This window comes from Brevundimonas sp. TWP2-3-4b2 (assembly GCF_049897345.1).
Classification (GTDB): domain Bacteria; phylum Pseudomonadota; class Alphaproteobacteria; order Caulobacterales; family Caulobacteraceae; genus Brevundimonas.
Genome location: NZ_JAFCWB010000001.1, coordinates 197478 through 209396 on the forward strand (window position 1 = coordinate 197478; position 11919 = coordinate 209396).

Below are 11919 nucleotides of genomic sequence, written 5' to 3' on the forward strand. Positions count from 1 at the left end.
GGCACTTAGTTGCGTTGATCGACGATCGTCACCGGACTTGGAAGCGATACCCCGTGCTGGCCGTCTTGGCCGCGAGCTGTGGCGGGGAGCCGGAGGCGCTTGGTCTGGCCTATTTTCGCCACCTGAGGCGGGATCTCGAAGCCGTCAGCGCAACCCGTACAGGGCCAAAACAGGCCGGGGGCAGCGCGGTAGCCCTAAGCACTGTCGAGGGCTGTTCTGAGGGTCCTTAGGGCCTTGCAGCCCCTATGGATTTGGTTTCGCCCTGCGCTGCAACGCGTCAAGGCGGAGCCGCGTCCTCGGGTCGTCAGCACCAACACCTCCGGCATGACCTAAACCTTTGTCGAGGTCGGCCAGAACGCCCGCCTCCGCAATCAGTCCGCCCTTGTTTTCAAACTTGTAGTTCTGGACGCCCCCGACGCACACAACGGTCATCGTTCGTCGGACCTGGCCTCCATAGGTATCGGCAGGGTCGCAGATGACCATGTCCACAATCCCTTTGAGCGCGGCCGTCACCTTTGCTCGAGCAGTATTTCTGACGGCCTCGTCCTCGCTCGAAATCGCTTCCCGCACTTCTGCGATGCGAGCTAGTTCCTCGTTGGGGCTGACGGTCCCTTGCACCCTACGCAGGGCCACGCGGGCGTCTATGACGCCCTGTTCCGCGTCCGCGAGTTCGGCTTCGACCTTTTCAAGCCGCCCCTGTACCGCCCTGCTGGAGTTGGTCAGCAGGTAGTCGACTGCCCGATCTATCTGCACCTGCAGATCTCGTACTTTCTTCTCGGCTTCAGCCAGCTGAATTTGTCGGTCTCGCGCTTCAGCGCCGTTCAGGAAAAATGTGTCGTCCAACGCCTGGCTCAATAGCGCATCGATGGCTGCGTCCTCGAAGGTCCCGTACCGAAAGGTAGCGGTCACATCGCAACCGCGCTTCAACGAGGCGTTCAGGCAGTTATAGTATCCCCGTCGGGTCTCAGACCCATTGTTTCCTTTCAACCACGGCTTCCGAAACTCCATCTTGCCCCCGCATTTGGCGCAGCGAGCGAGACCTGAAAACAGGTTGTTGAACTTGTTGGAGTTGGAACCCTGAACACCTGTCTTACGGGTCTCAAGCGCTTCCCGCGCACGGGCAACGAGACCTGCATCGACGATGCGAGGGTAGTAGCCGACGATGCGCGTGGGCTGTCCTTCCTGCACTGATTTGGGAACGTAATCGCCCTCGACTTGGGGAGCGATCAGCAGCCGGCGAACGCTCGTCATGCTCCAGCCGTCCCGTCCGTACTCCTTGCCTTGCGGTCCCCAAGCCTTGTAGCCGCGCCCGTTCAACATCCGCACGATGCCGCGGATCGAAATCCCATCTGCACATAGCTGGTAAATTTCTCGTACGACGTCAGCGCGAGCATCATTGACGTCGAACGCACTTCGATCCTCACGGACGTCTAGCCAGAGGGGAGCCTGCGAGGACATCACCTCGTGCCTGTCGGCGGCGGCTTCATGCTTCTTCCGCCACGCCTTCCGCATAAACACGGACTTGCGGTCGCTCTCGCCTTTTGCCCTCTCGCTGCCTCCCCACAGCTGGAAAAGACGCCACCCAGCTTCCTGACCCCTGAACGTGTTGTGGTCGAACAGGGTGTTCCCTTCGGCAAACAGGAAGCTCAACCCCTGCCGATTCAGATCCACCATCCACGTCAGGACATCGATCGGCTCCTCACGGCTAAGTCGGTCCACGTTCTCGATGATGAGGGTGCTGCCCTGCGGAATGAGCCCTTCCCGGACCCGGTTGGCGAAGTCGCCTAACCCCGCTGCGTCGTTGAGATGATGACCCTTCCACGCGGACCGGCCAAGATCGCGAATTGCCTCAGTGACGGCCCACCCTCGGTCAGCGCATACTTTGTCGATGGCTTGCTGCTGCCGCTCAATCGACGCCCCCTTTTCTTGGGCTTTGGTCGAGAACCGAATGTAGCTGTAGATGTTGGCCATGGCGCAGAAATCCGCATTTGAACTCCTGTCGATACGCTATGTTGTAGCTGTTTGCGATATGTTCATGCATGTGCCCTGCTGGAAGCTGCCGGCCCTGCACCGGGCCGTCCGGGCACGGCCGGAAAGTCGCAACATGGAAATCGCCGACGGCTATGTTCATGTCCTCCGGGACGCCAGCGCAGGAGGCGCGAGGTGACGAACGCATGGAAGCCGGGCCGCGGCCTGCTGGGCCCGCTCAAACCCCTGCTGGGGGCATGGCGGGCCGAGGCGGACATGCATGGCCAGACGATGGTCTGTACGCGGACGTTCGAGCCGTTCGGCAAGGGCTGGATCCGGCTCGAAGCGGTCTGGCACATGGGCGAGCGCGGCGACTATCGCGAGACCGCCCTGTTCGGGGCCGGTGACGACGGTGGGCTGGGCTTCTTCTCCTTCACCAATGACGGCAAGCGATCGGTGGGCCGGCTGTCTGACGGCACCGACATCCACCCGCGGGCCATCGCCTTCGAGGCGCAGATGCCCGCCGGACTGGCCCGGATGGTCTACTGGCCCGCCGAGGAAGGGCCCGGCTTCCGCTTCGCCGTCGAGAGCCGCAACAAGGCCGGCTGGAACCGCTTTCTGATGCACACCTGTCGCCCGCAGGCACCGACCTGACCCGCATCGCCGATCCCGCCGCCTTCATCGTCGCCAACACCCGGCTGCAGCCCGTTCCGCACGCGCCGGAACTGTCGCTGTGGCTGGCCGACGAGGTGACGCCGATCTGGCGACTGACCGAAGAGGAACTGGGCGAGATGGGCCTGCCGCCGCCGTTCTGGGCCTTCGCCTGGGCCGGCGGTCAGGGACTGGCCCGCTGGCTGCTGGACAACCCGTCCGAGGTCGCCGGCAAGCGGGTGCTGGACTTCGCCGCCGGCTCCGGACTGGTCGGGATCGCGGCGATGAAGGCGGGGGCCGCCTCGGCGGTGTGCGCCGACATCGACCCCTTCTGCGGGGCCGCTGTGGCGCGCAACGCCGCCGCCAACGGCGTCACCGTGAGCTTCAGCGCCGCCGACCTGCTCGACGCCCCGCCGCCCGGGGCAGAAGTGATCTGCGCCGGCGACGTCTTCTACGAACAACCCATGGCCGGTCGCGTTCTGGCCTGGCTGCAACGGGCCCGTGACCAAGGCAGCCGGGTCCTCGTCGGCGATCCCCTGCGCACCTATTTCCCGAAGGAAGGCTTCGACCTGCTGGCCGAATATGCCGTCCCCACGACCCGCGAACTCGAGGATTCCGCGGTCAAACGCACCCGGGTCTGGACCCTGTCCGCCCCGGCCTGAAGGCAAGGCTTGGCGAGACGGACGTCCGGCCCCATCTTTCCGGCATGAACGCCCTTAGCGCCCTCGCCGCCGTGTTCGTTTTCGCCGCCGCGCCCGCCCATGCCCATGGCCAGGTTCAGACCTGGCAACCGCAACCGCGCCCCGGTGCGCCCGCCTTCGACCCGAACCGCTACCAGGCCGACCAGCATCGCTACGAGATGGATCGCCTGCGCGCCCAGGCCGATCAGCGTGAAGCCTTCACCCGCCAGACCGAGACCGAAACACGCCTGAACCGGCTCAGGATCGAGTCCGCCCGTCCGCCCGAACCACTCCAGCCCGTGCCTTACCGCGCCTTGCGCTCGCCGGAGGAGGAACAGGCCCTGCGCCTGTCCGCCGGTGACCGTCGCCGCGCCACGAGCGCCGGCGTAGGCCAGATCGACGCCTGGCTGGATCGGCCCGCACGCTAGACCTTTCGCACGCTTGCATCCCTTCCCCTCGGCCCGCGTTCCGGCCTAGCTTGGTGGTCAGGGACGGGAGAACGACATGCGGTGGCAGGGTGGACGACGCGGCGGCAATATCGACGATCGCCGCGGCATGGGCGGCGGTGCCCTCGTGGGCGGCGGGCTGGGCACGCTCGTGCTGGCGGCCATCGGCTATTTCGTCTTCGGCATCGACCCGTCCACCACGACCCAGCTGGCCAGCCAGTTCGGCGGTGTCGGCGCGGCCGAACAGGGCAAACAGGGCAGCCCGACCGATCAGGCCGGAGCCTTCGTCGATGTGATCGGCTCCAATGTCGACGATGTCTGGAAGACGAAGATCCAGGGCTATCAGCCGCCGACCGTCACCCTCTACGAACAGGGCACATCGACGGGTTGCGGCTTCGGTCAGTCGGCCATGGGCCCGTTCTACTGCCCCAACGACCAGCACGTTTATCTGGACCTGGCCTTCTGGAACGATCTCGAGACCCAGCTCGGAGCCTCCAGCGCCGACTTCGCCCGGGCCTATGTGATCGCCCACGAATACGGCCACCACGTCCAGACCCTGACCGGGGCCTCGCAACAGGTGCGGCAGGCGCAGCAGCGCGCCTCGGGCCAGGCCGAGGCCAATCGCTATTCGGTCGCGCTGGAGCTTCAGGCCGACTGCTATGCCGGCGTCTGGGCCGCCAATGCCGCCGCCGTCTCGAACGGCGAGGTCGCGGTCGACGCCGCCGACCTGGAAGCCGGGATGCAGACGGCCGCCGCCATCGGCGACGACACCCTGCAACGCCGACAGGGCGGTCGGGTCCAGCCGGATGGCTTCACCCACGGCACATCCGCGCAGCGGGTCGAATGGCTTCGGCGCGGCTATGAATCGGGCGATCCCGCCGCCTGCGACACCTTCAAGGCCCTATAGCCGCCCGGCCCGGCCCACCGTCAGGTCGAGCGGGCGCGAGACGTGCAGGGTCCCGGTGCCGAGATCGATCGCCACGCGACGACCGGTGAACGCCTCCATCCCCACCAGCCCGCCGGGGAAGTTGGGCAGGGGCGGCTGGTCGAACACCCCCACCGGCACGCGCCGGTAAAGGTGATCGGCGAAGGTCACGGTCCGTGCCTCGATGATGGCCGTGCGCGCCGCGCCGCCCAGCACCAGATTGACCCCGGCACGCTGGGGCCGGCCGTCCAGCAGGCCGACACCGGTCGCCGTCTCGCGGTTCAGACCCAGCAGCGACGAGGCCCCGGTATCGACCACCGCCTCGACCGGCGTCCCCTCGACCGTTACCTCGGCCGTCAGGGCCCGGCCCGCGCGCTTCACCGGAACCTCGGCCAGATCGGCGGGCAGGACGAAGGCCTCACGGTCGACCAGCCGGCTGAACCGCCGCGCCGGATCCAGCGCCAGAACGACCTCGCCCAGCAGGTCCTGCCCCAGAATCACCGGCGTCCGCAGCCCGGCGCTCGAGGCCAGCGGCCCGAGGTCGAGGATCGCCGCGCGCAGACCCGTGACGTTCAGGCCCGGCAACTGCAGGTCCAGTGTCGTCCCGCGTCCCACCTGGGCCCCGCCGCCGACGCCATAGGCGACCAGCGGCATGTCGAACAGAGACCGCCCGGTGTCCGGCAAGCCGGCGAAGAAGGCGCGGTCGATGACCGAATACTGGGCTCCGGTATCGATCAGGGCGGCGACCTCGCGCCCGCCCAGCCCCACCACGACCGTCGGCGCGGCCCCGTTCCGGGCGTAGGGCATCCAGGGCGTCGCCCCGCCGGCGGCAAAGTCCAGCCCCGGCTTCGGCCACAGCAGATGGTCGCGCGCCCACCACGCGCCGCCCAGGACCGAAACCAGCCCGACCGTGCGGATAAGGAGCGAGCGACGGTTCATGCCCGATGAAGATGGCGCTTGGCCTTCGGCAACGCCAGCGGCGGCGTTGTCGCGGCGGTGGGAGACGGCCCGATCGGCGCCCCCCGACGCCGACCGGACCGCCACCGCGCGCCATCCCCCGAGGGCGCGATGTATGCGGGGTCAAAATACGCGCCCGCTCACTGACCGCATCTGACCCACGGATGTCATGGGTGTCGATGCGGTTCACCGCCCGGGCGAGCGGATCACGGTCACCTGTGGCCGAAGGGGACCACCTTGTTCTCGCGGTCATGACCGATGTCGGCGGTGCCCAGGAACGGAATGCCGGATCGCTGGCACCAGTAGCGGACGATTTCTTCCGGTGTCAGGCCGAAGTCCGGTTCGTTGGCAACGATGTCCGACACCCGCCCCAACCGAATGCCCGCGACGCGGCGGATCGAGGCCTGGCCCGTCAGGTGGAACATCATCCGGTCGATCCGGTACAGCGGCTCGGACACGTCCTCCAGCATCAGCACATGGTCCGTCAGATCGGGCTCCAGCGCGGTGCCGACCAGGGCATCCAGGATGCTGAGATTGAAGGCCGCGGCCGGACGCGGATCCTGCGCCAGCGACGGCTCGAACGAGGCCGGGTCACCCGACATCAGCCAGTTCACGGCCCGCCAGGCCGTTGCGTCATGCCGCACTGAATCGGACGCCATCGGCCCGTGCGCCAGATGCGGAAAGCCGGCCTTGTAGAGCAGGGCCAGAATACTGCCGGCGTCGGAATAGCCCAGATACCGCTTCTTGCGCGCCACATCGGTCAGTCGCGGCAGCACCGCCTCGGCGATCCGGCACGAGCCGTAGCCCCCCCGCGCGAACCAGACGGCATCCAGGCGGGGATCGTTGGCGTATTCCACGAAGGCATTGGCCCGGCTGGCGTCGTCGCCGCCGAAATGGCCGTGCTTGCCGAAGCTGGCCGGGTGGAACACGACCTTGACCGCGCCGTCGGGAAAATTGGCGGCGAACCACGCGTTCACCGCATCGGCCCGGGCGTGGTTGAAGCGGGAGCTGGCGTTGACGATGCCGATCTTCATGGACGGGTCTGGCCTCAGGCGTCGCCCGTGCTAGTCAGGCCACCAGACATTCCCCGGTTTCGCCCTCATGAATCAAGACGACTATTTCTTCTGCGGCATCGGCGGGTCCGGAATGCTGCCTCTGGCCCTGATCGTTCAGGCGCGCGGAGGGCGGCTTGAGGGCTCGGACCGGTCCCGCGACCAGAGCCGCACGCCGGAGAAATTCGCCTGGCTGGAAGCCCATGGCGTGACCCTGCACCCGCAGGACGGTTCGGGCGTCACCCGGGCCGGCCAGACGGTCGTCGCCACCGGGGCCATCGAGGACACCGTCCCCGACATCGGCGCGGCCCGACGCGCCGGGGCCCGGATCGTCACCCGCCCCGAGCTCCTCAGCCAGTTGTTCAACGCCGCCCCGGCCTCGATCGGCGTGGCCGGCACCAGCGGCAAGTCGACCATCACCGGCATGATCGCCTGGATCCTGCATCAGGCCGGGCGCGAGCCCACGGTCATGAACGGCGCGGTGATGAAGAATTTCGCCGACGCCGACCACCCCTTCGCCAGCGCCCTGATCGGCGGACCGGACCTGTTCGTCTCCGAGGTCGACGAGTCCGACGGCTCCATCGCCCGCTATGATCCGACCGTGGCCGTGGTCTCCAACATCTCGCTGGACCACAAGTCGATGGAGGAGCTGCGCGAGCTGTTCGGCGGCTTCACCGGGCGGGCGGAAAAGGCCGTGCTCAACCTCGACAACGTCGAGACCCAGGCCCTCGCCCAGACCCTTCCGGCGGAGAAGGTCATCACCTTCGCTCTGGGCGAGGAGTCGGCCACGCTCAACGCCCACGATCTGGAGCCCCTGCCCGCCGGCATGCGCTTCACCCTGACGGAGCTTGGCGGTGGGCGTCACGCCGTGGTTCTGAACGTGCCCGGTGCCCACAACGTCGCCAATGCCCTGGCCGCCCTCGGGGCCGTGCGTGCCATCGGCGTGCCGCTGGATCAGGCCGTCGCCGCGCTGGAAGGCTTCGCCGGCATCCGCCGTCGCATGGAGGTGGTGGGCACCGCGAACGGCGTCACCGTCATCGACGACTTCGCCCACAACCCGGACAAGATCGCCGCCACCCTGAAGACCCTGCACGCCTTCGAGGGTCGCCTGCTGATCCTGTTTCAGCCGCATGGCTTCGGCCCGCTGAAGCTGATGAAGCAGGAGTTCATCGACGGCTTCGCCGGCCTGATGCGCCCGGACGATGTCCTGCTCATGCCCGAGCCTGTCTATTACGGCGGCACGACCGACCGCTCGGTGGGCAGCGAGGACATCGCCGCCGGCATCCGTGCCGCCGGCCGCACCGCCGAGGCCCTGGCGACCCGCGAGGCCTGCGGCGACCGGCTGGCGCAACTGGCCCGCGCCGGCGACCGCATCATCGTCATGGGCGCTCGCGACGACACCCTGTCCGACTTCGCCGCCGGCCTCATCCGCCGATTGAATGATCTGCTTACTGATTGATATTCAAGACAATCTCGCAAAAGGTTCACGCCCGGCAAAGCTGGCGTTAAGGGCCGGTACCTTATCCCGACGTGCAATCGGGAGTGTCGCATGGCCAGGATCGGAGACTTCGCGAGTGCGACGGCGCCCATGGCACTGGACACACCCGGCGCGGCTGTCTTCGACCGGTTCCAGCGCGAGGCGGACACACTGGTCATCGCCGTGGTCGATGCCGACAACCGGCCTGTCGGCCTGGTGGAACGCAACGCCTTCACCCTGAAGATGGCGGCCGAGTACGGACGGGCGCTCTATGCCAAACGCCCGGTCTCGTCCTTCATGGATACGGCCCCCCGCATTCTGGACGCCGATTCCGACGCGGAAATCCTGTTCGAAATCATGGACGAGGCCAATCTCGGGGCCCTGCTCAACGGCTTCGTCATCACCGCCGGGGGACGCTATGTCGGCGTCGGCGCGGGCGTCCATGTGCTCCAGGCCGGCAGCGCCATCCATCGCCGTCGCGCCGAGGCCATGAGCGCGCTGGCCCGTGACCTGGCGCGCGCCGAGGCCGAGGCCCGCGCCTCCAGCCGCGCCAAGTCGGAATTCCTCGCCGTCATGAGCCACGAGATCCGCACCCCTCTGAACGGGGTTCTCGGCGTGGCCGCCCTGATGGAGTGTAAACTGACCCAGAAGACGATGCGGCCCTATGTCCGCACCATCCTCGATTCTGGCCACAGCCTGCTGCGTCTGCTGACCGACGCCCTCGACATGTCACGCGCCGAAGCGGGTCTGATGACGTTCGAAACCACACCCGTGCATCTGGATGCGGTCGCGGCCGATCTGCTGGCGCTGTGGAGCCCCCGGGCCCAGGAGAAGGGTCTCAAGCTCGAGGTGACGCAGGATACCGCAGGCCATGACTGGGTCATGGGCGACGAGATGCGGCTCAAACAGCTGTTCAACAATCTGATCGGCAACGCCCTGAAATTCACCCGGGCAGGCGCGGTCGCCGTCCATATCGCCACCGTCCGGGACAAGGGGTCGGTGGCCATCACCGGGACCGTCGAGGACAGCGGGCCAGGCGTCGCGGAGGAGACGGTGCAGACCATTTTCGAACCGTTCAATACCGGCCGGGCCGGACGCGAGGGAGCCGGTGCCGGACTGGGTCTGGCCATCTGCCGCCAGATTGTCGAGCGCATGGATGGCGGGATCGCGGTCGACCGCTCGGTTCGCGGCGGGGCCCGGTTCCGGTTCACCCTCCACCTGCCCTGCGCGGGTCCCGAACAGCGCGGAGCCACGCCGCCCATGGCCGAACCGACGCTGCATGAGACGCTGCACGTGCTGGTCGTCGACGACAATGCGACGAACCGGTTCGTCGCCGCCAAGGTGCTGGAGTTGTTCGGCTGCACCTCCGAAAGCGCCGAAAACGGTCAGGAGGCCGTCGAGCGCGTCCAGGCCCGGTCGTTCGATCTGGTCCTGATGGACGTCAAGATGCCAGTCATGGACGGTGTCCAGGCGACCCGTGCCATCCGCGCCCTTCCCGGCGCGGTCGCCCGCGTCCCGATCCTGGCCCTGACCGCCAACGCCGATCCCCGGGATGAGATCGAATATCTCGCCGCCGGCATGAACGGGGTGGCCCAGAAGCCGATCCAGCCGGACATCCTCCTGAACGCCATCCGTCGTGTGCTGACGCCCGGTGACCTGTTGGCTGACACCCTTCACGAGGCGGCCTGAGCGAGATCCGCGACGAACCGGACGGCCGGCGTCCGTCGAAGCTATTGCAAACCGTTCGCAACTTCGGCACAAACCGCCGGTGACCGAAGCCGCCGCTCCCGCCAGATCCCAGCCGGCCCTGAACACCCGACGGTCGTTCTGGCTCAAGCAACTCCACCAGTGGCACTGGATCTCGGCGGCCGTCAGCCTGATCGGCCTGCTGATGTTCGCGATCACCGGCATCACCCTCAACCATGCCGCCCAGATTCCCGCCACGCCGGCCACGGTCGAGCGAACCGGCCAGCTGCCCACGCCCCTGCTGGCGCGGCTGGCGGAGATGCCGGCCGACACCACGGATCCCGTTCCGCCCGCCGTCGCCCGCTGGGCCTCTCAGACGTTCAGGGTCGAAGTCGCCGGTCGCGCCACCGAAACCACCGCCGAAGAAGTCTATATCTCCCTGCCGGAGCCCGGCGGCGACGGCTGGCTGACCATCGACCGCGCCACCGGCGAGGCCCTGCGCGAACGCACCACACGCGGCGCGATCGCCTGGTTGAACGACCTGCACAAGGGCCGCAACACCGGGCCGGTCTGGTACTGGTTCATCGACGTCTTCGCCGCCGCCTGCATCGTCTTCGCCGTCACCGGTTTCGGCCTGACCTGGCTGCACGCCCGTCAGCGTCCGTCGACCTGGCCCCTGCTCGGGCTCGGTCTGCTGATCCCCGCCGTCATCGCCCTGTTGTTCATTCACTGAGTCTCCCGATGCGCCCGCTTCCCCTCATCCTGACCACCGCCGTCGCGGCTGCCGTGTCCGGCTCCGCCATGGCCGCCGACCTGACCGTCTCGGTCGAGATTCCGCGCCTGTCCGTCGCCACCTATCACCGGCCCTATGTGGCGGTCTGGATCGAGCGGCCCGACACCACCACCGTGCGCACCCTGTCCGTCTGGTACGAGGTCTCCAACGTCACCGAGGGCGAGGATTGGCTCAAGGACATGCGCACCTGGTGGCGGCGCGGCGGACGCGCGCTGAGCCTGCCCATGGACGGCGTCTCCAGCGCCACCAAGGCCCCCGGTCGCCACGCCGTCACCGTCCCCGCCGCCCGCCTGCGCGACCTTGCCGCCGGAGACTATGTGATGGTGGTCGAGGCCGCTCGGGAACAGGGCGGCCGCGAGGCCGTCCGGGTCCCGTTCCGCTGGGGGGCCGCCAACACCGCCCGCGCCTCGGGCACAACCGAACTGGGCGCCGTCAGCGTCGCTGTCACCCGCTAGGGATCCCGCTCCATGAACAAGCACCTCACCCCGCTGGCCGGACTTCTGGCCGCGCTCGCTGCCCTCGCCCTGCCGATGTCGGCCCAGGCCCACCGCGCATGGCTGGCCCCGACCTCGACGGTCCTGTCGGGCACGGAGGCCTGGGTCGGCTTCGACGCCGGCATGTCGAACGGCGTCTTCGTCGCCGACCATGCAGCCATGAACCTCAGCGGTCTGACCATCACCGCCCCCGACGGCTCGACCGCCCAGGCGGCCAATGCGATGACCGGCAGATACCGCTCCACCTTCGATCTGCACCTGACCCAGGCCGGGACCTGGCGCGTCGCCAACGTCTCGAGCGGTGTCTTGGTCAGCTACAAACAGGGCGCTGAGACCCGACGCTGGCGCGGGCCCCGGGCCGACATGGCGGCCAACATCCCGGCCGACGCCACCGACGTCGTCGCCACCCGCGCCAACAGCCGCACCGAAACCTTTGTCACCCTCGGCGAACCGACGGCCATCACCCTGACGGCCCAGGGACTCGAACTGGTCCCGGTCACCCACCCCAACGATCTGGTGGCGGGCGAGCCGGCCACCTTCAAACTGGTCCGCGACGGCCAGCCGGCCGCCGACATGGAGGTGACTATCGCCCGGGGCGGTTCGCGCTATCGCGACCATCCGGAAGAGATGACGGTCCGCACCGACACCGACGGGGCCTTCACCGTCACCTGGCCCGAAGCGGGCCTGTACTGGATGAACGCCTCAGTCCGCCTCCCGGCCGCGGGCGACCAGCTGGCCTACAGCGCCGCCTACAACGGCGTTGTGGAAGTCCTGCCCTGACCGAAGCCCC

General features: G+C 67.9%; 13 protein-coding genes. 10 read left to right on the forward strand and 3 right to left on the reverse strand.

Annotated elements, in window-relative coordinates:
* Positions 1-243: 243 nt before the first annotated feature.
* Positions 244-1971: a recombinase family protein gene (locus ACP7AS_RS00880; RefSeq protein ID WP_426026939.1), complete on the reverse strand. Its 1728-nt coding sequence runs from the start codon at positions 1969-1971 to the stop codon at positions 244-246.
* Here ACP7AS_RS00880 and ACP7AS_RS00885 point away from each other — a divergent pair.
* The 5 genes from ACP7AS_RS00885 to ypfJ all read left to right on the forward strand — a co-directional run bounded on the left by ACP7AS_RS00885 (position 1970) and on the right by ypfJ (position 4652).
* Positions 1970-2167, forward strand: coding sequence for a hypothetical protein (locus ACP7AS_RS00885; RefSeq protein WP_426026940.1), 198 nt, complete (start codon positions 1970-1972; stop codon positions 2165-2167). The two genes, ACP7AS_RS00880 and ACP7AS_RS00885, sit on opposite strands and share 2 nt — an antisense overlap.
* On the forward strand, positions 2164-2622 hold the full coding sequence (locus ACP7AS_RS00890; RefSeq protein WP_426026941.1) for a hypothetical protein: 459 nt from the start codon (positions 2164-2166) through the stop codon (positions 2620-2622). The genes ACP7AS_RS00885 and ACP7AS_RS00890 overlap by 4 nt, the downstream gene beginning before the upstream one ends.
* Before the next feature lie 95 nt (positions 2623-2717).
* Positions 2718-3281, forward strand: a complete 564-nt coding sequence (locus tag ACP7AS_RS00895) for a class I SAM-dependent methyltransferase (RefSeq protein ID WP_426026942.1) — start codon at positions 2718-2720, stop codon at positions 3279-3281.
* Between the two features lie 44 nt (positions 3282-3325).
* A complete protein-coding gene (locus ACP7AS_RS00900) occupies positions 3326-3727 on the forward strand; it encodes a hypothetical protein (protein WP_426026943.1) in 402 nt (133 codons plus the stop codon).
* Between the two features lie 76 nt (positions 3728-3803).
* Positions 3804-4652, forward strand: a complete 849-nt coding sequence (ypfJ, locus tag ACP7AS_RS00905; protein ID WP_426026944.1) for a KPN_02809 family neutral zinc metallopeptidase — start codon at positions 3804-3806, stop codon at positions 4650-4652.
* Here the strand turns inward: ypfJ and ACP7AS_RS00910 are convergent.
* Both ACP7AS_RS00910 and ACP7AS_RS00915 read right to left on the reverse strand, forming a co-directional pair.
* On the reverse strand, positions 4647-5609 hold the full coding sequence (locus ACP7AS_RS00910) for an aspartyl protease family protein (protein ID WP_426026945.1): 963 nt from the start codon (positions 5607-5609) through the stop codon (positions 4647-4649). The two genes, ypfJ and ACP7AS_RS00910, sit on opposite strands and share 6 nt — an antisense overlap.
* 230 nt (positions 5610-5839) lie before the next feature.
* Complete coding sequence (locus ACP7AS_RS00915; RefSeq protein ID WP_426026946.1) at positions 5840-6661, reverse strand: LD-carboxypeptidase; 822 nt, start codon at positions 6659-6661, stop codon at positions 5840-5842.
* A 67-nt stretch (positions 6662-6728) separates the two neighbouring features.
* Here ACP7AS_RS00915 and ACP7AS_RS00920 point away from each other — a divergent pair, with 67 nt between their 5' ends.
* The 5 genes from ACP7AS_RS00920 to ACP7AS_RS00940 all read left to right on the forward strand — a co-directional run bounded on the left by ACP7AS_RS00920 (position 6729) and on the right by ACP7AS_RS00940 (position 11909).
* Positions 6729-8138: a UDP-N-acetylmuramate--L-alanine ligase gene (locus ACP7AS_RS00920; RefSeq protein ID WP_426026947.1), complete on the forward strand. Its 1410-nt coding sequence runs from the start codon at positions 6729-6731 to the stop codon at positions 8136-8138.
* A 90-nt stretch (positions 8139-8228) separates the two neighbouring features.
* The gene (locus tag ACP7AS_RS00925) at positions 8229-9845 is read left to right on the forward strand and encodes an ATP-binding protein (RefSeq protein WP_426026948.1); all 1617 of its coding nucleotides are present in this window, start codon (positions 8229-8231) and stop codon (positions 9843-9845) included.
* Positions 9846-9924: 79 nt separating this feature from the next.
* Positions 9925-10575, forward strand: coding sequence for a PepSY-associated TM helix domain-containing protein (locus tag ACP7AS_RS00930; protein WP_426026949.1), 651 nt, complete (start codon positions 9925-9927; stop codon positions 10573-10575).
* Positions 10576-10583: 8 nt separating this feature from the next.
* On the forward strand, positions 10584-11090 hold the full coding sequence (locus ACP7AS_RS00935) for a DUF2271 domain-containing protein (RefSeq protein WP_426026950.1): 507 nt from the start codon (positions 10584-10586) through the stop codon (positions 11088-11090).
* A gap of 12 nt (positions 11091-11102) precedes the next feature.
* Positions 11103-11909 (forward strand): DUF4198 domain-containing protein, encoded by an 807-nt coding sequence (locus ACP7AS_RS00940; RefSeq protein ID WP_426026951.1) that lies wholly within the window; start codon positions 11103-11105, stop codon positions 11907-11909.
* The last annotated feature ends 10 nt before the right edge of the window (positions 11910-11919 follow it).